This window comes from Agrobacterium tumefaciens, from assembly GCF_013318015.2.
GTDB classification, from domain to species: domain Bacteria; phylum Pseudomonadota; class Alphaproteobacteria; order Rhizobiales; family Rhizobiaceae; genus Agrobacterium; species Agrobacterium tumefaciens.
This window is the reverse complement of the sequence record NZ_CP115841.1, coordinates 85,293-109,629: the sequence shown is the minus strand read 5'-3', so window position 1 is coordinate 109,629 and position 24,337 is coordinate 85,293. Positions and strand designations below refer to the sequence as shown.

Annotated in this window: 21 protein-coding genes and 1 tRNA gene; 6 read left to right on the top strand and 16 right to left on the bottom strand. The window is 58.4% G+C overall.

Annotated features, from left to right (window positions below; genetic code table 11):
• Positions 1-160 precede the first annotated feature (160 nt).
• Together argF and G6L97_RS00510 are read right to left on the bottom strand one after the other, a co-directional pair.
• Entirely contained in the window at positions 161-1,078 is a 918-nt protein-coding gene (gene argF, locus G6L97_RS00515; RefSeq protein WP_003514928.1) for an ornithine carbamoyltransferase, read from the bottom strand.
• A 54-nt stretch (positions 1,079-1,132) separates the two neighbouring features.
• Positions 1,133-2,335 (bottom strand): aspartate aminotransferase family protein, encoded by a 1,203-nt coding sequence (locus G6L97_RS00510; RefSeq protein WP_013635420.1) that lies wholly within the window; start codon positions 2,333-2,335, stop codon positions 1,133-1,135.
• Positions 2,336-2,765: 430 nt separating this feature from the next.
• Here G6L97_RS00510 and G6L97_RS00505 point away from each other — a divergent pair, with 430 nt between their 5' ends.
• Complete coding sequence (locus G6L97_RS00505) at positions 2,766-3,299, top strand: GcrA family cell cycle regulator (RefSeq protein WP_065661403.1); 534 nt, start codon at positions 2,766-2,768, stop codon at positions 3,297-3,299.
• A 298-nt stretch (positions 3,300-3,597) separates the two neighbouring features.
• Here the strand turns inward: G6L97_RS00505 and phoB are convergent, their stop codons facing one another.
• The 7 genes from phoB to phoR all read right to left on the bottom strand — a co-directional run bounded on the left by phoB (position 3,598) and on the right by phoR (position 11,534).
• Positions 3,598-4,281 carry a phosphate regulon transcriptional regulator PhoB gene (gene phoB, locus G6L97_RS00500; RefSeq protein WP_003493692.1) on the bottom strand — a complete coding sequence of 228 codons (684 nt, stop codon included), beginning with the start codon at positions 4,279-4,281 and terminating at the stop codon, positions 3,598-3,600.
• Between the two features lie 31 nt (positions 4,282-4,312).
• Positions 4,313-5,038, bottom strand: coding sequence for a phosphate signaling complex protein PhoU (gene phoU, locus G6L97_RS00495; protein ID WP_003514921.1), 726 nt, complete (start codon positions 5,036-5,038; stop codon positions 4,313-4,315).
• Positions 5,039-5,136: 98 nt separating this feature from the next.
• Positions 5,137-5,952, bottom strand: coding sequence for a phosphate ABC transporter ATP-binding protein PstB (gene pstB, locus G6L97_RS00490; protein ID WP_003514913.1), 816 nt, complete (start codon positions 5,950-5,952; stop codon positions 5,137-5,139).
• A 14-nt stretch (positions 5,953-5,966) separates the two neighbouring features.
• Positions 5,967-7,289 carry a phosphate ABC transporter permease PstA gene (gene pstA, locus G6L97_RS00485; protein ID WP_111782834.1) on the bottom strand — a complete coding sequence of 441 codons (1,323 nt, stop codon included), beginning with the start codon at positions 7,287-7,289 and terminating at the stop codon, positions 5,967-5,969.
• Positions 7,286-8,770 carry a phosphate ABC transporter permease subunit PstC gene (gene pstC, locus G6L97_RS00480; RefSeq protein WP_003514909.1) on the bottom strand — a complete coding sequence of 495 codons (1,485 nt, stop codon included), beginning with the start codon at positions 8,768-8,770 and terminating at the stop codon, positions 7,286-7,288. Before pstC ends, pstA begins: the two co-directional genes overlap by 4 nt.
• Before the next feature lie 274 nt (positions 8,771-9,044).
• Positions 9,045-10,079 carry a substrate-binding domain-containing protein gene (locus G6L97_RS00475; RefSeq protein ID WP_003514907.1) on the bottom strand — a complete coding sequence of 345 codons (1,035 nt, stop codon included), beginning with the start codon at positions 10,077-10,079 and terminating at the stop codon, positions 9,045-9,047.
• Positions 10,080-10,274: 195 nt separating this feature from the next.
• The gene (phoR, locus tag G6L97_RS00470; protein ID WP_046205579.1) at positions 10,275-11,534 is read right to left on the bottom strand and encodes a phosphate regulon sensor histidine kinase PhoR; all 1,260 of its coding nucleotides are present in this window, start codon (positions 11,532-11,534) and stop codon (positions 10,275-10,277) included.
• Between the two features lie 240 nt (positions 11,535-11,774).
• On the opposite strand from phoR, the gene ppk2 reads away from it, so the two are divergent.
• A complete protein-coding gene (ppk2, locus tag G6L97_RS00465; protein WP_003514903.1) occupies positions 11,775-12,656 on the top strand; it encodes a polyphosphate kinase 2 in 882 nt (293 codons plus the stop codon).
• A gap of 61 nt (positions 12,657-12,717) precedes the next feature.
• On the opposite strand, the gene G6L97_RS00460 is transcribed toward ppk2, so the two are convergent.
• Positions 12,718-13,863 carry a hypothetical protein gene (locus G6L97_RS00460; protein WP_111789076.1) on the bottom strand — a complete coding sequence of 382 codons (1,146 nt, stop codon included), beginning with the start codon at positions 13,861-13,863 and terminating at the stop codon, positions 12,718-12,720.
• Positions 13,864-14,118: 255 nt separating this feature from the next.
• On the opposite strand from G6L97_RS00460, the gene G6L97_RS00455 reads away from it, so the two are divergent.
• From G6L97_RS00455 to G6L97_RS00440, 4 genes are all read left to right on the top strand, one after another.
• Entirely contained in the window at positions 14,119-15,081 is a 963-nt protein-coding gene (locus G6L97_RS00455; protein WP_003514899.1) for an NAD(P)H-dependent flavin oxidoreductase, read from the top strand.
• 137 nt (positions 15,082-15,218) lie between these two features.
• A tRNA-Thr gene (locus tag G6L97_RS00450) sits at positions 15,219-15,294 on the top strand.
• A gap of 167 nt (positions 15,295-15,461) precedes the next feature.
• A complete protein-coding gene (locus tag G6L97_RS00445) occupies positions 15,462-15,620 on the top strand; it encodes a YqaE/Pmp3 family membrane protein (protein WP_111782940.1) in 159 nt (52 codons plus the stop codon).
• Between the two features lie 327 nt (positions 15,621-15,947).
• A complete protein-coding gene (locus tag G6L97_RS00440; RefSeq protein WP_003514896.1) occupies positions 15,948-16,190 on the top strand; it encodes a DUF982 domain-containing protein in 243 nt (80 codons plus the stop codon).
• A gap of 66 nt (positions 16,191-16,256) precedes the next feature.
• Here the strand turns inward: G6L97_RS00440 and G6L97_RS00435 are convergent, their stop codons facing one another.
• The 6 genes from G6L97_RS00435 to G6L97_RS00410 form a co-directional block, all read right to left on the bottom strand.
• Entirely contained in the window at positions 16,257-16,649 is a 393-nt protein-coding gene (locus tag G6L97_RS00435) for a PRC-barrel domain-containing protein (protein ID WP_003514894.1), read from the bottom strand.
• A gap of 126 nt (positions 16,650-16,775) precedes the next feature.
• Positions 16,776-17,657: a helix-turn-helix transcriptional regulator gene (locus tag G6L97_RS00430; RefSeq protein ID WP_162686714.1), complete on the bottom strand. Its 882-nt coding sequence runs from the start codon at positions 17,655-17,657 to the stop codon at positions 16,776-16,778.
• A 102-nt stretch (positions 17,658-17,759) separates the two neighbouring features.
• Complete coding sequence (locus G6L97_RS00425; protein ID WP_003514891.1) at positions 17,760-19,931, bottom strand: TonB-dependent siderophore receptor; 2,172 nt, start codon at positions 19,929-19,931, stop codon at positions 17,760-17,762.
• Positions 19,932-20,121: 190 nt separating this feature from the next.
• On the bottom strand, positions 20,122-21,798 hold the full coding sequence (locus G6L97_RS00420; RefSeq protein ID WP_065659891.1) for an ABC transporter permease: 1,677 nt from the start codon (positions 21,796-21,798) through the stop codon (positions 20,122-20,124).
• Between the two features lie 72 nt (positions 21,799-21,870).
• Positions 21,871-22,887 carry an extracellular solute-binding protein gene (locus tag G6L97_RS00415; protein ID WP_111782836.1) on the bottom strand — a complete coding sequence of 339 codons (1,017 nt, stop codon included), beginning with the start codon at positions 22,885-22,887 and terminating at the stop codon, positions 21,871-21,873.
• A 153-nt stretch (positions 22,888-23,040) separates the two neighbouring features.
• Entirely contained in the window at positions 23,041-24,090 is a 1,050-nt protein-coding gene (locus G6L97_RS00410) for an ABC transporter ATP-binding protein (RefSeq protein ID WP_013635410.1), read from the bottom strand.
• Positions 24,091-24,337: the final 247 nt, after the last annotated feature.

The following is a 24,337-nucleotide window of genomic DNA, read 5'->3' as shown; positions in this document are numbered from 1 at the left end:
CTTTTTCAGCTTGTCGCACAGAGATCCGGGAAGCGAAACCGCCTCCGGGGAAAATCGTGCAAATCGTGAGGTGGCCCGCCAGCGAAAAGCCGACGAGCGTCTTCGAAGCCCCACAGATGGGAATGTGCATCGCCGAGTTCAAGCACCCGGCCGATAGCGGTCAGATGACGCCCATGCACCATGCGATAATGGACTTCTGCGCATGGAGCCGGTTTTCCGCCTCGTCGAAGACCACCGATTGCGGCCCGTCGATCACTGCATCCGTTACTTCCTCGCCGCGATGCGCCGGCAGGCAGTGCATGAACAGCGCTTCCTTGTTGGCCTTCGCCATCAGCGCTTCATTGACCTGATAAGGCTGGAAGATATTGTGGCCGCGCGCCTTGTGTTCCTGGTTCATGGACACCCAGGTATCGGTGACGACGCAATCAGCGCCCGCCACTGCCTTGTCGGCATCGTGGTACAGCGAGATTTCGCCACCATTGTTGCGTGCCCAGTTCAGGAACTTGTCGTGCGGTTCCGAACCCATCGGGACTGCCATCGCCATGCGGTAACCGAAACGGGCGGAGCCTTCCACGAACGAATGCAGCACGTTATTGCCGTCACCCGTCCAGGCAATGGTCTTGCCCTTGACCGGGCCGCGATGTTCTTCGAACGTCAATATATCCGCCATGATCTGGCAGGGATGCGTGTCGTCCGTCAGGCCATTGATAACAGGCACGGTGGCGTGTTCGGCAAGCTCGAGCAGACGCGAGTGATCCGTGGTGCGGATCATGATGGCATCGACATAGCGCGACAAAACCTTGGCCGTATCGCCAATCGTTTCCGCGCGGCCCAGCTGCATTTCCGTGCCCGACAGGAACAGGGTCTCACCGCCGAGCTGGCGCATGCCGACATCGAAGGAGACGCGGGTGCGTGTGGACGGTTTTTCGAAAATCATTGCCAGCATCTTGCCAGCAAGCGGCTTTTCCGCCGTGCCGGTTTTGGTGGCAATCTTGCGCGTGCGCGCATCATCAAGAATTGTCCGCAGATCCTCCGACCCGACGGCCGAGAGGTCCAGAAAATGTTTTGGTGAACCCATTCTAATCTGTCCCATGCTTGCGAGCCCCTGAAGAGAGGCCCGCTCTTGATTTTTTCAGGCGCTTTTTGCCTGTTTCGCAACCGTCAGGGAGGCGGCAGCCGCGTCGATACGTGCAAGACCCTCACGGGCCTCTTCCGCCGTGGTGACGAGCGGCGGCAGAAGACGGATGACATTGTCGCCCGCAGGAACGCCAAGCAGATGCTCTGCGCGCATGGCCTGCAGCAATTCGCCCGAAGGAATCTTCGCCTTGATGCCCAGAAGCAGACCTTCGCCGCGAATTTCCTCGATCACGTCAGGATAACGGTCCTTGAGCGAGGCCAGACCCTGCCGGAAGACCAGCGCGACGTCACGGACCTTCTCGAGAAAACCTTCGGAGAGAACGACGTCAAGCACGGCATTGCCGACTGCCATGGCCAGCGGGTTGCCGCCATAGGTGGTGCCATGTACGCCCGCCGTCATGCCGGAAGCGGCATCTGCCGTGGCAAGGCATGCGCCTAGCGGGAAACCGCCACCGATACCCTTGGCGACCGCCATGATATCGGGCGCAACACCGGTATGTTCATAAGCAAACAGCTTGCCTGTGCGGCCGACACCCGTCTGGACCTCATCGAAAATCAGCAGCAGGCCGTGCTCGTCGCACAATCCGCGCAGAATTTGCAGGAATTCCTTGCTGGGCGAGCGAATGCCGCCCTCGCCCTGGATGGGCTCGATCAGAAGTGCTGCAGTCTCAGCCGTGATGACGGCCTTGAGGGCATCGACATCACCGAACGGAACCTGATCGAAACCTTCGACCTTGGGACCGAAACCTTCGAGGTATTTCTGCTGGCCACCCGCGGCGATCGTCGCCAGTGTACGGCCATGGAAAGCGCCTTCGAAGGACACGATGCGGAACTTCTCCGGATGGCCCTTGGTATAGTGATAACGGCGGGCGGTCTTGATGGCGCATTCCAGGGCTTCCGCGCCTGAATTTGTGAAGAATACCTTGTCCGCGAAAGTCGCTTCCGTCAGGCGCCTGGCGAGTTTTTCCTGTCCCGGCACTTCATAAAGGTTCGAGACGTGCCAGACCTTCTCGGCCTGCGTCTTGATCGCATCAACGAGGTGAGGATGGGCGTGGCCCAGCGAGTTGACAGCAACACCGGCCGCAAAATCCAGATATCGCTCGCCGCTTTCCGTGAACAGCCATACACCCTCACCGCGCTCGAAGCGCAGGGGGGCTCTTGAAAACGTATCAAACAATGGCGCGCCGGCTTCGGCCATGGCTGTATCACTCCTTGCGCAGATGCGCTGTCAAACTGTTGTCAATAGGCTTGCGGGGTTATCCCTCGCCTGAAAATCAAAATGCCGCCTTGCGGCGGCAGGGGCACTATTGTCACTTCGTTTGCCGATGTCAACAAAAGTCAGCGTTTCCCGGGCTTCTCAAGCACTAGTATGCGGCGGCGGGCCAGCCCCAAGGTGTTGCCTTTCAGACTCAATACGCCAGCAAGTTGGGGAAAACCGGAAAATCGATTCCAGATGATTCCCGCGACTCTTGCCACGGAGTCGGGCTGGCACTAGGTTAATCGCTAATTACTAGACTGCATTGCGGCGGAACTAGTCACCGAAAATCAGGCGGAAACCACGCTTGCGGCATGCGCGCGAGACGGAGAGGGATTCTGCCGAAAATACACGCGACAAGCGGAGAAGCGGCATGAACTGGACAGACGAACGAGTCGAAAAGCTCAAGAAATTGTGGTCCGAGGGCCTTAGCGCCAGCCAGATTGCAGCGCAGCTGGGCGGCGTCAGCCGTAATGCCGTGATCGGCAAGGTCCATCGTCTCAATCTGCCGGGACGCGTCAAGGCTGGCGGTCCAGTGACTTCGGCACGCTCCGCGCCGAAGCGCACCGCTGCCCCTGCCCCGCGCGCGACGTCTTTCGCAGGTCGCGTCAACGCGGCACCGGCACGCATCCTCACACGTTCGAACGCGGCAACGGCGCTGCACGAGGAGATCGATATCGAGACCGCGCAGGTGCTCGATTACGTTCCTTCCAAGAACGTTGTCACGCCGATTTCCCGTCGCCTGACGCTGACGGAACTGACCGAGCGCACCTGCAAATGGCCGGTTGGCGATCCGCTGAAGGACGACTTCCATTTCTGCGGTTGTGAAGCGCTGGAATCTTCGCCCTATTGCAAGTTCCATGCGAAACTCGCCTACCAGCCGGTGAGCGAGCGCCGCAAGGCTTGAGTGTTGCGGCACGCATTCAGCACTCAAAAATTACGGGCCTTCGGGCCCGTTTTTTTATGACAAAATAAAGCGGCTTTCTGGGCGGCTTGATGGCAGGCCGCACCCTTTCCCTTTACTATTGGGCGTGACCCCTCAATCCGGATTTCAACACGCAGCCGATCTTCTCCGGTCAAAACGGACAATGGCATCGAGTTTATCGGATACTCATATAGAAAAAGCCCGAAATCGTTTCAGATTTCGGGCTTCCTGATTTTTTGCTGCACTACTTCGCCAGCGAAACTATCTGGTTCCGCTTCGCTCAGGCTTCCATCGAATATCCCGCACCACGCACCGTGCGGATGACATCCTGCATGTGCGAGAAGTTCAGGGCCTTGCGCAGACGTCCGACATGCACATCGACAGTGCGCTCGTCGACATAGATATCATGACCCCAGACGCCATCCAGCAATTGCGAGCGGGAAAACACCCGACCCGGCGACGTCATCAGGAATTCCAGCAAGCGGAATTCCGTCGGGCCGAGACGCACTTCGCGGCTTTTGCGGTGAACGCGATGGGTCTCGCGGTCCAGTTCGATATCGCCGCATTTGAGCACCGACGACAGAACCTCCGGACGGGCCCGGCGCAACATGGCCTTGACCCGGGCCATGAGTTCCGGCGTCGAGAACGGCTTGACGACATAATCGTCAGCGCCGGTAGCGAGACCGCGAACCCGTTCGCTCTCTTCGCCACGCGCCGTCAGCATGATGATGGGCAGGCGTTCTGTTTCCGGCCGCATTCTCAAGCGCCGGCACAGTTCGATACCGGAGACACCGGGCAACATCCAGTCCAGGATAAGAAGATCCGGAATGCGCTCCTGCAGCCTGATTTCCGCCTCATCGCCACGGGGTATCGTGTCGACGTCGTATCCCTCAGCCTCGAGATTGTAACGAAGCAGGACGCTCAACGCTTCCTCGTCTTCCACAACTGCAATCTTGGGCACCATATGCTGAACTCCGCAAGCTTCTGCTTGTCTGTTACTCGGTCACCGAACCAAGCGTGTTGGAACTGTCGTCCTTCGGACGCTCGCCCTCCGGCTGGCTGCCGGTGGTCATGTAATAGATCGTCTCTGCGATATTCGTCGCATGATCGCCGATACGCTCGATGTTCTTGGCGCAGAACAGAAGATGCGTGCAGGTGGTGATGTTGCGCGGGTCTTCCATCATGTAGGTCAGAAGCTCCCGGAAGAGCGACGTGTACATGGCATCGATTTCCTCGTCGCGTTCACGGATCGCATTGGCCTTTTCGGCGGAACGCGTGGAATAGACGTCGAGGACTTCCTTGAGCTGCACCAGCGCCAGGTCGGACAGATGCTCGATGCCGCGGGCGAGCTTGCGCGGAACACCGGTGCCGGCGACAGCGATAACGCGCTTGGCCGTGTTCTTGCCAAGATCGCCGACGCGTTCGAGATCGGCGGCGATACGCAGGGTGCCGATGATCTCGCGAAGGTCTGCCGCCATCGGCTGACGCTTGGCGATGGTTACGATCGCCTTGTCGCCAATTTCGCGCTCAGCGTGGTCGAGAATGGTATCGTCCGAAATGACTTTCTGCGCAAGCGCAGCATCGGAATTGACGAGTGCGCGCACGGCGTCACCGCACATCTGCTCGGCAAGACCGCCCATTTCGGCGATGCGGCGCGTCAGAAACTTCAGTTCGTCGTCATAGGCAGACAGGATATGCGAATGGGTCGTTGTCTGTGTCATGGTCTATTCCTCCGGCTTGGCCTGCATGCGCGTGCCCAACAGCGGGGCACGGCAGAGGCACCAGTCTTGTACGGTTACGATAAAGCACCGGCCGGGGATCAGCCGAAGCGGCCCATGATGTAGTCCTGCGTGCGCTGGTCGTCCGGATTGGTGAACATCTTGTCGGTTTCGTTTTCTTCGACAAGATGACCAAGATGGAACATGGCCGTACGCTGGGAAACGCGCGCCGCCTGCTGCATGGAGTGCGTGACGATGACGATGGTGTAGTTGGTGCGCAGTTCGTGGATCAGTTCCTCGACCTTCGCAGTCGCGATCGGATCCAGCGCCGAGCACGGCTCGTCCATCAGGATCACTTCCGGGCTGACGGCAACCGCGCGTGCGATGCACAGACGCTGCTGCTGGCCACCGGACAGGCCCGTGCCGGATTCCAGCAAACGATCCTTCACCTCGTTCCAAAGACCCGCTTTCTGCAAGCTATGCTCGACGATCTGGTCCATATCCGCCTTGTTGCGGGCGAGACCGTGGATACGCGGGCCGTAGGCGATGTTCTCATAAATCGTCTTCGGGAACGGGTTCGGCTTCTGGAACACCATGCCGACGCGGGCACGCAGTTCCACGACGTCGATCTGCTGATCGTAGATATCGTCGGTATCGAGCGTGATCTTGCCGGTGACCCGGCAACCGTCGATCGTGTCGTTCATGCGGTTCAAGGTGCGCAGGAAAGTGGATTTACCGCAACCGGACGGGCCGATAAGTGCAGTCACCGTGTTTTCGCGGACATTGAGGTTCACGTCGTAAAGCGCGCGCTTTTCGCCGTAATAAACCGAAACATCCTTGCCGATCATCTTGTATGAGACTTCATTCATTTTCTTGTCCAGCGCCTTTTCAACTGCTGCTTCCGACAACATGTTCATTGCTCTAGCTCCCTCTACCAGCGCCGCTCAAAGCGGCGACGCAACAGGATTGCGCCAACATTCATGAGAATGAGGAACAGAAGCAGGATGATGATAGCGCCAGATGTCCGTTCGACAAAGGCACGCTCAGCTTCGTTCGCCCACATGTAAATCTGCACCGGCAGGGCCGTGGACGGATCCATAGGCGTTGTCGGATAGTTCGCGACGAATGCCACCATGCCGATCAGAAGCAGCGGCGCCGTTTCGCCCAGTGCGTGGGCGAGACCGATGATGGTGCCGGTCAGAATGCCAGGCATTGCCAGCGGCAGGACGTGATGGAAAATCGTCTGCATCTTGGAAGCGCCAAGACCAAGTGCGGCGGCGCGGATCGACGGCGGCACGGCCTTCAATGCCGCGCGGGTGGCGATGATGATCGTCGGAAGGGTCATCAGCGTCAGGACGAGGCCGCCGACCAGCGAGGCCGAGCGTGGAAAGCCCATGAAGTTGATGAAGACGGAGAGACCGAGCAGACCGTAAACAATGGAGGGAACAGCCGCCAGATTGTTGATGTTGACCTCGATAAGGTCCGTCAAACGGTTCTTGGGGGCAAATTCCTCCAGATAGATGGAGGCCGCAACACCGATCGGCAGCGACAGCACCAGCACGATCAGCATCATGTAGAACGAGCCGATCAGCGCAACGCCAACACCCGCGGCTTCCGGACGGCTCGAAGCGCCGTTGACGAAGATGCCGGTATTGAAATGCTTGCCAAGCTGTCCGCTTTCCACGAGCTGGTTCATCCAGCCGAGCTGCTGGTTCGAGATACGGCGGTTTGCTTCATCCCCCGACATGTCGACCTGGCCCTTGAAGGCGCTGTCGACATCACCCGACGCCAGAAGCGTGACGCTGCGCGTGGTGCCGATGACGGACGGATCGGCGACGACGATATCACGCAGCTGGGTGCGTACGCTGTCGGAGATCATGACGTTGACGGCGCGAAGACCGGCCTTATCCGTCGGCGCGACGCCGAGAACCTTGGCCACCGCATCACGGGCGAGGACGGGGTAGTTGGCCGTCATCAGCTTTGCGGGATTGGTTGCGCGCTCGTTCTTTGGATCGATGATCAGTTCGGAAAACTCGACCGGAACGGTGATCATCGTCTGCTGGAAGGCGGTGTGACCCTTGGATACGACCGACCAGAGCAGCAGAAAGAGGAAGATGAGGCCGAACGAGATTGCTGCCAATCCATAGGCGCGGAAGCGGCGTTCAGCAGCATAGCGACGCTTGATGCCGATATCACGGCGCGCGGCCTTGTTCACGGCGGCAGCACCGGCCGCCGGGGAAACGATGTCGGTCATTCATATTGCTCCCGGTATTTGCGCACGATGTAAAGCGCGTAGATATTCAGGCAAAGCGTGATTGCAAAAAGAGTTATGCCCAGCGCGAAGGCCACCAGCGTTTGCGGCGAGGTAAACTCAAGGTCACCCGTCAGCTGGCTGACAATCTTGACCGTCACTGTTGTCATGGGTTCGAAGGGGTTGAGCTGCAGGCGGGCAGCGACGCCAGCCGCAAGAACCACGATCATGGTCTCACCGATCGCACGCGACGCCGTCATCAGCACGGCGCCGACGATGCCGGGAAGAGCGGCGGGAAGGATGACCTTCTTGATGGTTTCAGAGCGCGTGGCGCCGAGACCGAGAGAGCCATCGCGCAGCGAACGCGGCACGGCGGTGATGATGTCGTCAGACAGCGACGAAACATAAGGGATCAGCATGATGCCCATGACGAAGCCGGCGGTGATGACGCTCTGCGCCTGGATGAAGTTGGCGTAGTTGCCTGTCGCAAGACCGCTGATCTGTGTGGAAATGTCTCGCAGGAAAGGACCAACGGTCGTCAGCGCGAAGAAGCCGTAGACGATTGTCGGGATGCCCGCGAGCACCTCGAGCAGCGGCTTTACAATCGAGCGAAGGCGCGGCGTCGCATATTCCGACATATAGATCGCCGAAAACAGCCCGACCGGAACGGCGACCAGCATGGCGACGAAACCGATATAGAGCGTGCCGGCGAGCAGCGGGATCAGGCCGAACTGGCCGGAAGAGTCAGTCGCACCGGCAGCGGCAAAACGCGGATCCCATACCGTTCCGAAGAAGAACTGGTGCGCCGGAACCATGGTGAAGAACTGGATTGCTTCTGAAAGCATCGAAAGGACGATGCCGATGGTCGTCAGGATGGCGATGGACGACGCGACGACCAGAGCGGCGAGAATGACCCGCTCCACCCTGTTGCGCGCCCGAAAACGCGGCGCGATTGAACGCAGTGCATAAGCGGCACCGGCGAATGCGGCCAGCAGCACGGTGGCGATCATGCCCAGGCGGCTGGTGGAGGTCATCGCATTCAGCGTCTGGGCGGCATCGACCATGAAACGCTGGGGTTCGCCGGCAATTGCCACGCCCTTCGATGCCAGAAGCGATCTTACCGCAGCCGTATCCGCATCAACCTTTGCGGTTTCTTCCGGCGTCAGACGCTGAAGACCGCGGGCGATGGACGTTACCATGCCGTAGGTGAGGCTCTGCTGCGCTTCGGATTGGGAGCGCACATCTTCGGGAAATTCGCCACGTACCGCAGAGGTAACGATCAGCGGGCTGATAACAAGCCAGATACAGAGAATGAGCGCTGCGGGCAGCACCGCCCAGACGACAGCGTAGGAACCGTGATAACCGGCACGGGAATGCATGCTGGAGGGACGCCCACCAGACAAAGCAACGGCGCGGCGGCTGCCGAGCAGATAACTGCCGATGCCGATCAACACCAGTATCAGCAAAAGGATCGATGTGTTCATTAGAGTTCCCTCGTCGTGCCTCAAGAGCACGGTGCGATATCGGGCAAATCAAAAAGTCATCAAAACGAGACCGCTGGACCATCCAGAGATGCTTGCCGCCTGACTGTAACAAAGTCTGGCAAGCGTCAAGGTTGATACATCCTATCCATCTGTAATCCATCAACAATTATGTGGACGGCGATGGATGGGAACTGTCAACCGGAGACAGCCGCCTTAAGCACAACGGTACCGGAGCGGAGAGAGGGGTGCGGCAGGCCGCACCCCTCCTTGTTTATTACATCGAAGCGCCGGCAGCGAACTTGGAGCGAATTTCTTCGCGTTCTTTTTCCGGAGCGGCAACGAGGCCGTAGTTTGCGAGCGGGGAGTCGGGGCCGATCATTTCGTCAGAAACGAAGAACTCGACATATTCCTTGAGGCCCGGGATAACGCCCAGGTGAGCCTTCTTCACGTAGAAGAACAGCGGGCGCGAAACCGGGTACTTGCCGCTGGCAACGGTTTCCGTGGACGGAACAACGCCGCTGACGGTCGCAACCTTCAGGCGGTCAGCGTTGTTCTCGTAAAATGCCAGGCCGAAAACGCCGAGGCCGGTCTTGTTGGCGTCGATGCGGGCAAGCGTCTCGGTGTAGTCGCCGTCGATGTCGACTGCAGCGCCGTCCTTGCGAACTGCAACGCACTTGGCAGCAGCCTGCTTGGCGTCGGTGATCAGCGCCTTGATGGCGTCGGTCGCCTTGGCTTCCTTGCAGCCGTCAGCCATGATCTTCTCTTCGAAGACTTCGCGCGTGCCGTGCTTGGAACCCGGAATGTAAGCGGCGATCGCTACATCAGGCAGTTCCTTGTTGATTTCCGACCACTTCTTGTAAGGGTTGGCAACGAGCTTGCCGTCCTTGACGATTTCAGCGGCGAGCGCGAGGTACAGATCCTTCGGCTCGAGCTTGATGTCCTTGTTGGAAGAGTCCATTGCGAAGACGATGCCGTCGTAGCCGATCTTCACTTCCTGAACGTCGGCAACGCCAGCGGCCTTACAAGCGGCAAGTTCGTCGCTCTTGATCGGGCGCGAAGCGTTTGCAATGTCGATGGTGCCTTCGCCGACGCCGGAGCAGAACGCCTTCAGACCGCCGCCCGTGCCGCCAGACTCAACAACCGGAGCCTTGAAGTTCGGGAAAGTCTCAGCAAAAGTTTCGGCAACGATCTTGGCATAGGGCAGAACCGTGGAGGAACCAGCAACCTGGATCTGGTCGCGAGCAGCGGCGGCGCCAGCGAAGGCGACAGAAGCCACCAGAGCTGCTGCGGAAAATTTAACGAAGTTCATTTGTCTCTCCCGTCGTGGGCTTGTTTGTGGACGCAGCCGATAGCGGCAGACGCTCTTAGCATGCGCTCGGCGGTCTCTTCTTAACCACCGTAACCACTTCCTTTTATGTCACTTCGGTGAAAGATTTGTGACAGCCTAAATTATTGATTTTATTTATAAAATTTTTCGAAGCTGAAGACTGTAACGTACTCTATGTCAGAATCTGACGGTAAAGTCCGTGCCATTGCCCAGTTCCGATTTAATGATGAGGCGGGCGCGGTGGCGGGTGAGGATGTGCTTGACGATGGCAAGCCCGAGGCCGGTCCCTTTTTTGGAGCGACTGTCAGCGACACTGACGCGGTAAAACCGTTCCGTCAGACGCGGCACATGTTCAGCAGGAATGCCCGGCCCCTTGTCAATGACGCTCACCTCCACCGGCTTACCGGGTTCGGCACGCAGCCAGACATCCACGACCTTGCCTTCCTGGCCATATTTACAAGCATTTTCAACGAGGTTCTGAAACACTTGCACCAGCTCGTCGCGGTCGCCCTGCACTTCTGCCGGCCGGTCGGGCAGATGCAGCGTAATAACCACATCCAGCTCGTTGGCGAGTGGCAGCAACGCATCCCGGACATGGCCGATGACTGGGACGAGATCGACCTTCTGGTCCGGCGCAATATTCGCCCGCAATTCCAGCCTTGAGAGTGACATGAGGTCATCCACCAGCCTGCTCATGCGTGTGGCCTGATCCAGCATGATGGCGAGGAAACGTTCCTGCGCTTTGGGGTCGTTGCGGGCCGGCCCCTGCATGGTTTCGATGAAACCGCGCAGCGAGGCGAGTGGGGTGCGCAATTCATGGCTTGCATTGGCGACGAAGTCGCTGCGCATGCGGTCGATGCGGCGAAGCTCCGAAACATCGCGGAACGACAGGATGTAGAACGGTGGACCCGCCGCCTCTCCCGCATCCGCCCGGGCAATGCGGACGATGAAGACCCGCTCTGAGGGAAAACGCTCGGAATGCTCGACCTGGTTGGGCTGGCCGGTGGTGATGGTTTCGCGAATGACATCCAGCAAGCCCGGCGAACGCAGCCGGGCGGAAATATGTGCGCCGGCCGGAAGCTGGCCAAAGGCGCGTTCCGCCGCGCCGTTCTGATAAAGCACGCCTGCGTTTTTATCGAGGATGAAGACCGGCGTATCCAGAACGGCCAGACCCGCCCTCACCCCGGAAATGACGTTTTCGCCGGGCACATCAGGTTCTTCCGCCTCAGCAGCTGCGGTTTCATCCTTAGCCGGCTCCTCCGGCTTTTGCCGGGCGGTCAAAATAGCGATGACGGCACAGAGCCACAGGACGGCGGGCATGTAGGGCGTTTGCAACTCAGAAACGGCAGCGACTGCAAGCATGCTGACGACGAGAACAGGCAACCAGTTTCGGCCAAGCTTTTTCGCAAAAAGCTTCAATCCGCTCTCGCCTTTCATGACTGCCATTTCAGCACACTTTCCACTTTCACTTGACAGCGCATCGGAGTCTCATAGGCCAGCTTCATGACAGAGATTCATCATCGCGTATTTTCCACAGCGTATATGCGCAAAATCTGCGCCGCAATCGTCACTGCGGTAGCACTCCGGCTAACCAATCCTCTTTCACTTGAATTATGCGGGTGGATATGAACTCATTGGCAGCGAGTTGCCTTTACACAACAACATCAGGAGGAAAGCATGGGCGAAGAAACGAAGAAGCGATCGGTGGAGATCACCATTGGCGGCAAGCTGCGCAGCTTCGACATCGACGATCCGGTTCTTCCCGACTGGGTGGAGGAAAAAAAGCTTTCCGCCGGAGATTTTCCTTACGACAAAAAGATGAAGCGGGAGGAATACGACGCCACCCTCGAGGCCCTGCAGGTAGAGCTGGTCAAGGTGCAGTTCTGGCTGCAGGCCACCGGCAAACGAGTGATGGCAGTCTTCGAAGGACGCGATGCCGCCGGAAAGGGCGGCGCGATCTTTGCGGCCCACGCTTACCTCAACCCCCGCTATGCCCGTGTCGTGGCGCTGACCAAACCAACCGAGACCGAGCGTGGCCAATGGTATTTCCAGCGCTATATCTCGCATTTCCCGACGGCTGGAGAATTCGTCCTCTTCGACCGTTCCTGGTATAACCGCGCCGGGGTGGAGCCTGTCATGGGCTTCTGCACCCCGGAAGAGCACAAGCGCTTTCTCAAGGAAACACCACGCCTCGAAAAGATGCTGGTCCATGAGGGTGTTCATCTGTTCAAGTTCTGGCTTGATATCGGCCGCGAAACGCAGATCGAGCGCTTCCATGACCGTCGCCACAGCCCGCTGAAATGCTGGAAGCTTTCCGACATGGATATCGCCGCGCTGACGAAGTGGGACGACTACACACAAAAGCGCGACGAGATGCTGGAAAAGACCCACACCGATGTCGCCCCTTGGACGGTGGTGCGCGCCAACGACAAACGCCGTGCGAGGGTGAACCTCATTCGCCACATCCTCAATACGCTTGACTACGACGGCAAGGACAAAAAGGCGATTGGCGAAATCGACGACAAGATCCTGGGATCAGGACCGGGTTTTCTGAAATAAGACTGGGAGACGTCAACAAGCGCCCCGGCTGCGGCGCTTGTTCCCTCTTCTTGCTGGATTCTTACTGACCCGGCAAAATGCGCACGGAGTACAGGTTCACCGGGCGGGCATTGCCATCGATATCGCTGTTGATGAAGATCTTGCCGGGCGCATTCGGGGCAAGCGAACGCTCGAACGTCGTGTTCAGCAGCATATCCGCACGCTCGGCCGTGGCCGTGAAACGGTGACGGGAGCAATCGCCCAACGTGGCGAAATCGCATGCTACGGAAACCTGCGTTTGCCGATCGCTGGAGGATTGCAGCGTGATCGAGATGGTCGAGGATTTACCCGCCATGTCGCGCATCACTTCCACCGGAACCTCGACGCTGATTGCGCCGTCCTGAGAGACGCTTCTCGACGTCACCCGTATCGCCTTGCCGGCGGGTGTGGCAATGTTCTCGACATTGGCGCGGGGGCCTGCCGAAACTCCGGAACTGCCGCGCTCCGCATTAAATACTTCCACCCAGTCGTCGGAAAAACCGCGGCCGGCGGAAAGGCTCGGCGCGGGCTCAGTACCGTTGAAGTCCTCCGCCTGGACTTGTGCCGGCGGATTGGGCACGCTGGTATCGCGCTGCTCCGGCGTGAGCAGCAGGCCGGAGGAATAGACCCACCAGGCGCCGAAACCGACAAAGGCCAAGAGCGATACGAGCATGAAAAGCCGGGCGAAAAGTCCGCGACGCTTGCGGCGGCCAACGGCACCTTCCGGACGAAACGCGAGCGAGGCGTCACCTGCGCTGGAGCCTCTTCTTGGCGGTTTTCCATTACGACGTCCAGCACTCAGAGGTTCCGGAGCGGCAGCGGCGCCCGGCCGCACATCGCGCGTTTCGCCACGCAATTCCGGCTCGACGGCCATATCGCCGTGATGCTGCGATTGTGAGACGGGATCGACCGAGGGGCCGTCATGCGCCGCACTTTCCGGCACAGGCGGCCGCAACTGCTGCTCCACCCTGTCCAGAAGACGATTCCGCTCTTCATTCTCTATAACATGGATCAGGCTTTCGAGCCGCTGGCGCTGCTGGCCCACAATCTGCGGGTCGTCTATGCCCTGCTTGCGCAGGCCCGCTTCCAGTGCCTGACGGGACGATTGGTAAATTCGTGCACGAACTTCGGCGTTCGATCTGTCCGATTTTTCCAGAGCATTTCTGATTGCCGTTTCCAGTCCGCTCACGACCGATCCTTATTCTACTGCTCTTCGCAAAAAATATGTGGCAGTGCGCCATTGGTTTAAGATTCGGTAACGGCTATGCCGCGCCTCCGCAAGCATCGTTTGCGATAAAGACCGGATTGCCTTGGGGAAAATCGATCCATTGTGGCGCTGCGAGCGCAGGTCTGCCGGGCCAGTGCGACGCTGTTTTCGCTTTCAATCCGCTGCCGAACACGATATTGACTTACGTGCGCGTAAACGTAATTCGTGGGAGGAGACATGCTGCCGTCCGTGCTGAAAGACAATCTGCGTCTTCCGGTCATAGCGTCACCGCTATTCATTATTTCGCATCCGCAATTGACGCTGGCGCAATGCAAGGCGGGTGTCATCGGCGCTTTCCCGGCGCTGAATGCGCGGCCCGAAAGCCAGCTGGACGAATGGCTGGCAATGATCACCGAGGAGCTGGCCGCCCACAACAAGGCCAACCCCGAGCGCCCGGCCGCTCCTTTCGCCGTCAACCAGATCGTACATATGTCCAACCGGCGGCTGGAACACGATCTCGGCCTCTGCGTCAAATACAAGGTGCCGGTGGTGATTTCCTCGCTCGGTGCAGTACCGGAGGTCAATGCGGCCGTGCATTCCTATGGCGGTATCGTGCTGCATGATGTCATCAACGATCGCCACGCCCGCTCCGCCATCCGCAAGGGCGCGGACGGGCTGATTGCAGTGGCAACGGGTGCCGGCGGACATGCGGGCACGCTTTCACCCTTCGCCCTGGTTCAGGAAATCCGCGAATGGTTCGATGGTCCCCTGCTGCTGGCCGGCGCCATCGCCAATGGCGGCTCCATCCTTGCGGCACAGGCCATGGGCGCGGATATGGCCTATATAGGCTCCCCCTTCATCGCGACGCAGGAAGCCCGGGCCTCCGACGCTTACAAGCAGGCGATCGTGGAGGCACAGGCCAAAGACATCGTTTATTCGAACTATTTCACGGGCGTACACGGCAACTACCTGAAAAGCTCGATCGTCGCCTCAGGCATGGACCCCGACAACCTGCCGGAAGCGGACCCTTCCAAGATGGACTTTGAAACCGCCACCGGCGGCGCAAAGGCCTGGAAGGATATCTGGGGCGCCGGACAAGGCATCGGAGCGGTCAAGGTGGTGGAGCCGGTGGCTGACCTCGTCGATCGGCTGGTACGCGAGTATGAGGCAGCCAGACAGCGCATCTGCGCGAGAGGCTGAGGCCACCTATAAACAACGGGCAGGCAAAGCTTTTTTTCGGATTTTTCGAAACCCGCGCATTCAAGGCTTGAAATCCGTCAGCATTGCCTGTATCAGCCCGCCATGAAGCTGATCCGTAACAAACGGGTCACAATCGGGCCGCTTTAGCTCAGTTGGTAGAGCACGTCATTCGTAATGACGGGGTCACGTGTTCGAGTCACGTAAGCGGCACCATTTCTTCCTAAAAAATTCATTTCCGAGACTTAGTTGCCTTTGGCGCGGCGTTGTCCACTGGCGGAAATCGTCATTTGGCGCTGCTGCTGCAATCATAAAACCTTTGAAACCAAACAGGCCTCCGCACGTTGAGCAGCAAGTCGCAATCAAATGGAAAGCTTGCCACCGTGGATGTCATTCGTATTCTCATCGCCATCATTCTTCCGCCGGTTGGCGTGTTTCTCCAAGTCGGACTCGGCCTGCATTTCTGGTTGAATATCCTGCTCACGCTTTGCGGTTACATTCCCGGCATCATTCACGCGATCTGGGTGATCCTGCGCAAATGAAATTTGCGCGGCATATGACGGGACAACCATCAGATGCGCACAATATTTTAGTACGTGATTAAATTCGCAATACCGACTGGAACCTCATCTTCTCCCTCACGTTATGGTGATGACACCAGCTAAGGAGAAAATCATGAACCAGATCATCTACATCGTGGGCCTCGTCGTCATCGTTCTGGCGATTCTGTCGTTTTTCGGCTTTCGTTGATCACCGTTGTCAATTCGATCGCTTGCGCTTATTCTAATCAGCGGTAACACACGGCTGCGTTCATGGGTTGCTTTGCTGTCGGGTGTATTTCGGGATCGCGTTGCTCTGGGAGGTGCACGATGAAGAACGAGAGATGGACAGAGCCTGTCGAGGTCAATCTCGAGGCGAAGGGCAAAAGCGTTATCGCCGGCCCGTTCGAGGCACTGATGTTATTGACGGAAGGCTGGCCCAAAATTCGCGGATTGAGTTTCGTGAGAGCCAGAAGCGCCTGCCGCGCTGCGCTTGATGGACGCAAATCGCCGGAGGAAGCGCGCAAGTGCTTTACCGATGCGGTTTCCGAGATGCAGAAAAATCCGCACTGACCATATTCAGACGACAAATGGCCCCTCGAGAGGGGCCATTTTCATGCTTGCTATATTTCGTTCGATCTACATCCAGTAAGGTGCGACGCCGTAGTAGTCGTAAACCTTGCGGTCTCGCGCATGCAGCAGGTCGTCATCGTCCAGGTTGGCGAAGTGAGGCGCATTTTCGATCTGCTCTTTGGTAAGATCGATGCGATAGCCATCAAGCTCTTCGTCGTAATGGAGCTTTTCCCACGGCAGCGGATAATAGTCGTCGCCGATTCCGAAAAAGCCACCGAAGCTCAAAACCGCATAAGCGACACGGCCGCCGCGTTTTTCCAGAATGATCCGCTGGATCGAGCCGATATGCTTGCCATCGGCGCCATAGACGCGCGTGCCCTCAACCTTGTCGCTGGCGATTAGGCTCGGTGTATCCTTGACGTAAGGGTCCTGCCCGGCACGTGGTTCTTGATGCAACATAACGTCTTTCCTCCTTGGTTTTTCCTCGTGATTATTACGCCTGGTAAACCCCTTCACCGGAAATTCGTTCCGAAGCTTTTCGCGCGCTGCGGACTGAAGACGCGGATCAGGAGGCGCGGAAAAGCCCTATTGGCGGATTTTTTGCCAGACGGAAGGAGAAACGCCGACCATTTTACGGAAGACGCGGGAAAAATGCGCCTGATCCGAAAACCCGGCTGCGATGGCGATGTCGGTCAGCGCCATGTCGGTTCGCATCATCAGGTCCTTGACCCGATCGATACGCGCCTGCATCTGCCACTGATGCGGCGGTACGCCTGTCGACGCCTTGAAGGCGTGGCTGAAATGGGATTGCGACAGGTTGGTGAGTTCTGCCAGTTCCTCCAGCCTTATCGACCGCAGGCAATGTTCGCGAATGTAATCGGTCGCCGCCCTCAACTGCCAGGAGGCCAGCTTGCTGCGTTTTTTGACCGGCTCCCGCTTCACCTTGAGGAAATCCGTCAATAGCGCCAGCACGAGGCTTTCGCCGTATAGATCGTGCAAAGGGTCTGGATTATCACATTCGGCGGCGATCAGCCGCGCAAGCACCAGCAGGCGCTCATCCTCGAACATCAGGTGCGGATCGAGCAACCCGTGCGGATCGAACCCCTGCACCAGCCGCGCCCCCAGCAATCCCGCATCGAAGTGCAGATCGAGATGGCGCACGAAGGAAACATTGCTGAGTTCCGCATGTATATCCAGGTCGGCCGGTACGAAGGAAATGCGGTTCGCTTCGGATGACGCGTAATTGTCGCGGCGGCTACGGTTCATCATGAACCGGCCATCATCCGTCCCATCCATATCAAGCAGGAAAACGAAACGCGGGTCCTTGCCGACATAGCGGCCACCCGCCTTCGATGCGCAACGCACGTCCCAGAGATCGGCGACGATGCCGTTCCACACCCGCGAGCGTGGACCGCCGATAACGGCAAAGCCCTCGATCTCATTTTCCATCCGAACGCGGAAAGCCATGGCCTCTCGATCCCGCAAGGCGCAAAGGCGCCCCTATAAACATGATAAGATTATTCATGTTTATAGGGGCAAACTATTTTTCCCGCAACTGCCAGCTACCCGTTACCACTTCTTGGAAAGCTTGAAGGTGATGGTGCGGCTGTCACCCCAGCCGCAAACCGAGACGCCGGCGCAACTCTTGACGTATTCCTTGTCGAAGACATTCGCGACGTTGACGGATGCCGTCCAGTCGTTCTTCTCGTAGCGGATCGCGGCATCGAAGACCGCAGCATCCGGAACACGCAGCGTGTTTGCCGCATCTGCCCAGGACTTGCCCTGATAACGCACGCCGCCGCCAATACTGAGGCCTTCAAACGTATCATCGGTGAAGGCGTAATCCACCCAAAGCGACGCGGTGTGAGCAGGCACGATCCACGGAGATTTGCCGATCAGGTTAGGATTGGCGTCCTTGGTGATATCGAGATCGGTATAGGAATAGGAGGCGATGGTTTTCCAGTTGTCGGTGAGATTGGCCTTCGCCTCCAGCTCAAAGCCGGTAGACTCCACCTGTCCGAACTGGCCGCTCGTCGTTACGCCGCCGGCGGTATAGGAAACGATGGCGTTGTCCTTCACAAGCTTGAAGACAGAGGCGGTGATGCTGCCATCGAAGAAGGTCGGCTCGTATTTGATACCGGCCTCGAACTGATGTCCTTCCTCGGGTACGGCGGAGCTGCCATCCGCAAGTGTATCGATGAGCGGATTGAAGAAGGTGGCCGCCGAGACATAGGGCGTCAGGCCATTGTCGAATTCATAGGCAAGACCGGCGCGACCGCTTAGCGCATCGTCATTTGAGCGGCGAGACACACCCGCTGGCAGCCTGTTGTTCAGTTCGGTATCGACGTAATCGTAGCGCCCGTTCAGCGTTACCAGCCAGCCATCGCCGAAACGCAGCTGGTCCTGTGCATAGATGCCGATCTGCTGCTGCGTCACCACGTTATTGGCGTAGACGAAATTCGTTCCCTGCGTCGAACCATAGACCGGGTTGAGCGCACCGATCGCATTCGATCCGCAGCACGCCTGCACCTGATCCAGCTTGTAGTATTTATAATCGAGACCGAAGAGCAACGAATGGCTGACAGCACCGGTATCGAACTGGCCTTCGACGCGGTTGTCGACGCCGAAACTGTCGACCTTCGACAGGCCGTCATAACCAAAGCGGGTCAGCATATAGTCATTGGTGGTGGCATCGAGGATTGGCTGGCCATTGGCGTCGGTATTGGCCCAGCCGCCCGCATAGGGTCCGGTTTCGTGCTTGTAGAGGTGGCCGTAGCGGGCGTTTTGGCTGATCTTCCAGCCATTGTCGAATTCGTGGCTGACTTCGTAACCCACCATGGACTGGTAGACGCGACCATTGTCGATATCAGGCTCGCCATAAAAGGCCTTGCGGTCGAGCTTGCCAAAAGGTGCGTCAACCACAGTCCCGACATAGGGCAGGAAGCCATTGCCGACATGGACCTGATCCAGCGCCGAGAAATAGCCGTAGAGCGTGGCACTGGTCTGAGCATCCGGCTCGAAGGTGATCTGCGGCATGATGAAGCCACGCAGATCCTCGGAGTAGTCGGTGTAATTATCGCCGCCCGAGACCTTGCCAGTGACGCGGTATTTCCACACGCCCTCACCATCGATCTTGTCGCCGAGATCAAAACCGAAGAAAGCATTGCCGAAATTGTTGATGCCGATTTCCGTTTCGCGGACTGGCTCATCCTGCGGGCGCTTGCGAACCATCTGCACGATGCCGCCGGGATTGGCGCCGCCGTAGAGCACCGAAGCCGGTCCCTTCAGCACCTCCACCCGCTCCAAACCATAGGCATCCATCTGGAAACCGCCGAAACCGTAGCTGAACAGGTTCAGCCCATCCAGAAACACGCCGGTCTGGGTTGCCTGGAAACCGCGAATGTAAAACCAGTCCGTATCCGGGTCGGTGCCGAAAGGTTCCGCCGTTACGCCGGGCGTGTAGCGCAGTACCTCGTCGATCTTGGTCACGACGCCACGGTCATCCATTTCCTTTCGGCCGACGACCGATACGGACTGGGGAATGTCCTTCGTTTCCGTCTCAGTTTTCGAACCCGTCGCGCTTTTCTTCGCAACGTACCCCCGGACCGGACCAGTGGCGTTTTCCGCGCCCTGCCCCTCGACGGTGATCTCACGCAGGACGGTCGTCTGCTGTGCGTGACCTACCAATGGCGCCATCAAAACAATGGCAGCCGTTCCCAAAGCCAGGCGGCCCAAAAACATCTCATGCAAATTTTTCAAGATATGCCCCGAAACAGATCACGGCCGACGTTTATACACGGCAGGCCGCAGCACCTCAATTAAGCTGAGTATTTACATCAGGATTAAGGCCGGATGCTTGTCATTTTCTGGGGAGATTTGAAGCTTATTGGCTTCTCGCAAAGTTTTGCGCCTGTCATTTATGGTGCAGGCGTCAGCCCTTGCGCCGCCCGATCCTTGCAAGCTGCATGACTGGCAGGATGCCGATGACGACGATCGCCAGTGCCGCAATCGACGCTTCCTCGTAGGTGCCACGCGCCGCCTCACCGTAAAGATGGGTTGCGAAAGTCTCGAAATTCAGCGGCCGTAACAGGAGTGTGGCGGGAAGTTCCTTGACGCAATCGACGAAGATCAGCAAGGCGGCGGCGGCCAGCGATGCCTTTGAAAGCGGCAGATGGATCTGTCTGAATGTCTGTGTTGCGGATCGTCCCAGCGTTCGCGAGGCGTGATCGAAGGATTGCGGGATACGACTCAGGCCGGCATCAACGCCGCCAGCCGCAATGGTGAGGAACCGCGCCGAATAGGCGTAAATCAGGGCCGCACCGCTGCCGATGAAAATGAGACCGGTGGATATGCCGAACCAGTCGCGCATGGTCTGGTCGACAAACCGGTCGAAGCCGCCAAGCGCAATCAGCACACCTATGGCGATGACCGTGCCGGGGGCCGCGTAACCTACCGTGGAAAGCCGGTAGGACCAGAGCGAGAGGCGTCCCGGAGCAAGGCGCATCGCGTAAGCGACCGCAAGGCCGAGGACGAGGGTGATCGCCGTCGCCAGTCCGGCAAAGAGGATGGTATTCAGAGCCTCATCGGCAAAACGGGACGACAGTCCGCTGAACCGGAAACGCTTCCATGCCTCGGTGACGAGATAGCTTGCCGGCGCCACGAAGCCGATCAGAACCGGCAGGCTGCCGAGCGCAAAGGCACCGCAAGCTTTAAGACCGGTGAGACGCACAGGCTCCAGTTCCCTGCTTTTCTGCGCCGACACGGTATAACGCTGCTTGCGCCGCGCCCATCGTTCAAATGCCACGAGGGCAACCACGATGAATAACATGGAAAGCGCGATCTGCGCCGCACCGGGCAGGTCGGATTTCGTGACCCATGTGGTATAGACCGAAACGGTGAGTGTTCGGACACCAAGGAATTCCGATGCGCCGATATCGTTCAGCGCTTCCATCAGGGCAAGGCTGATGCCGACCGCGACGGCCGGGCGCGCCAAAGGCACCGCAACCTTGAAGAAAGCCGCGCGTCTGGAAACGCCAAGCGTGCGCGCCGCTTCAAGCAGGTTGCCCGCCTGCGTGAGGAACATGGCGCGCACGGGAATATAGACATAGGGAAACAGCACGAAACCGAGCAGGATGATGCAGCCCGTCATGGACCTTATGTCCGGCAGGCGGAATTCACGCGGGCTGGAATAGCCGAGCAGCCAGCGGATCGCCCCCTGCACCGGCCCGATCGGATGCAGGATATCGAGATAGGCGTAAGCGACGATATAGGTGGGCATGGCGAGTGGCAGCAGCAGCGCCCATTCCAGTATTTTGCGGCCGGGAAAATCATAGGCCGTAACCAGCCAGGCGGCAAATGTGCCGATAACACCGGCCAGCAACCCGACGCCGAGCATCAGAACGGCGGTATCCGGCAAAGCCGTCAAAATCACGCTGGAACCGAGATGGGACCACAGGCCATCAGACCCCTGCACCGCCTGTGAGACGAGTGCCAGAACCGGCAGCATGGCGCCACAGACCGCTGCCAGAGACAGGCTCAGCCACCAGAAGGAGGATGAAAACCTTGGTCTTGCGCGGGGCATCAATGGCTGGACGGCGTCTGGATTCATGAGCTTCTTGAAAATACAGGGAAGGCGCCCGCGGATGCGAACGCCTTCCAACTTGTTGTCGCCAATTGGCCTTTACTGGTCGAAACCGACCTTGTCGACCAGCTCGCTCGCCTGTTTGCGATGAGAGACGATCTCCGTCAGCGACTTGTTGTCAACCTTCAGGGTGCCGAAGGAGGCAACAATGTCGTTGAGTGCTGCGCCGTGCCTGACCGGATATTCGAAGTTGGCTTCGGCATAGATCTTCTGGGCTTCGTCCGAAACAAGGTATTCCAGAAGCTTGACGGCTTCGGCCTTGTTCGGAGCGTTCTTGGCAACAGCCGCACCGCTGATGTTGACCTGCGTGCCACCATTCTTGAACGTCGGCAGAACGACCTTGATCGCGTCGCCCCACTTCACCTGCTCCTCGCCGCCCTTGCCCGAGCGCATCAGGCCGACATAATAGGAGTTGGCGATGCCGATATCGCAAATGCCGCCGAGGATATCCTTGGCAACGTCACGGTCGCCGCCGCCTGCCTTGCGGGCCAGGTTTTCCTTGACGCCGGCAAGCCACTTTTCGGTGTCCGCTGCGCCATAGTGAGCGATGTAGTCGGCAAAGAGAGCCGTATTATAGGGATGCTGGCCGGCGCGAATGCAGATCTTGCCCTTCCACTTCGCATCTGCCAGGTCTTCATAGTTGAAGGAGGCAAGGTCTAGATCCTTCGCCGCATAGAGAACGCGGGCACGCATGGAAAGTGCGAACCAGTGGCCCTTGGCGTCGCGAAGTTCCGCCGGAATAGCCTTGTTCAGGGTTTCGGATTCAACCGGCTGAGTAACACCCTTTTCCGCGAGATCGACGAGATTGCCGGCATCCACCGTCATCAGCACGTCGGCAGGTGAGCTTGCACCCTCGCTCAGAACGCGCTCTGCAAGGCCATCCTTGAGGAATACGGTGTTGACCTTGACACCGCTGGAGGCCGTGAAGGATTCCAGCAGGGGCTGGATCAGGGCCGGCTCTCTCGTGGTGTAGATATTCAGTTCAGCAGCGCTGACTGATCCCGCTGCAAAGGCGACCGTGCTGGCAAGCAGGGCAAGTTTGGCAAATTTCGTCATGGTGTGTCTCCCTCTTCGATGCGCAATATAGGGGGAGCAAACATCATACATGACGTATCAAATCAAGTTTTATTTGGCCGTTTTCAGACGGGTTTCGATCACCAACAGTTGAAAATGGAGCGAAAATAAACATGCAAATCCGCTCATTCAACTTCAGGTAAATATCAGGACACCCTTCGGATCGATGCCGAAGCGGACGGCCTTGGTCTTGGCGGGTGTGCGCTGCATCGTCCTGACGCGCAGGTCGGCTGGAAGGCCGGGAACGGCTATGCCGAGTTGTTCGATCTCGCCGAGAAACACACGACTTGATATTTCGCCGGCAATCCCGTCTTTGGCAGCGCTGTCCTCGATGATCGAAATCGCATTGGGGCGAACATAGGCGGTGGCGGCAAGACCTTCCGCCAGACCGGACGCATCGCCCAGAGGCCCGAGCGGCGTTTCCACCCGCCCCTCCCTCACCCTGCCCTCGATCTTGTTGAAGGCGCAGAAAAAATCGGCGGCGTAGCGGCTTTTGGGATGATCGTGGATTTCGTAGCCCGTGCCGCTCTGGACGATACGACCGCGCTGCATCAGCACCACACGATCGCCGGCGGAAAGCGCTTCTTCCGGATCATGGGTGACCATGATCGCCGTCGTGCCCAGTTGCCGCAGGACGCCCAGCGTTTCCTCGCGCACAGTGTCGCGCAATCCCCGGTCCAGATTGGAAAAGGGCTCATCCATCAACAGCAGGCCCGGTTGCGGGGCAAGGGCGCGGGCGAGGGCTACGCGCTGCTGCTCACCGCCCGAAAGCGTGTGCGGGTAGCGCTTGGCCAACTCCTGCAGATGAACGTGCTCGATCATCTCCGCAGCCCGGCGGCGGGCCTCGGCCTTTGGCAATGACCTGAGACCAAACATCACATTCTGTTCGACGGTGAGATGCGGGAAGAGCGCATAATCCTGAAAGACGAAACCGATATTGCGCTTTTCCGGTTCCACGAAGCCAGCCGGACCAGCAACGACTGCGCCATTCACACAAACGCTGCCATGATCCGGCGTTTCTACACCCGCTATAATGCGCAGCAGGGTCGATTTTCCACAGCCGGAACGTCCCACCAGACAAATGATTTCGCCGCGTTCGACGGTCAGATCGATATCGGACAATACATCCGTATCGCCGAATCTTTTTCCGACCGATTTCAGTTCAAGCGCTGCGTTGCCTGCCATTTCCAATCCTGCCCTGCTTTGCGAATTATGTTGATCGCTCAAATCAGGATTAAAGTCAAAAGGCGAGGAAAATAGGTTTCCATTCACGAGGTTGCGAGATGTTCGGCAGGAATATTGACGTTTACGTTAGAGTTAAATAGGCTTTGCCGATACGATGGACGTCAGGTGATTAGACGTCTATCATTCGTCATCGGGAGCGGAGGAGCAGTCGATCCGGTGACGCCACATGCGGTTCCCTCAATCCGGC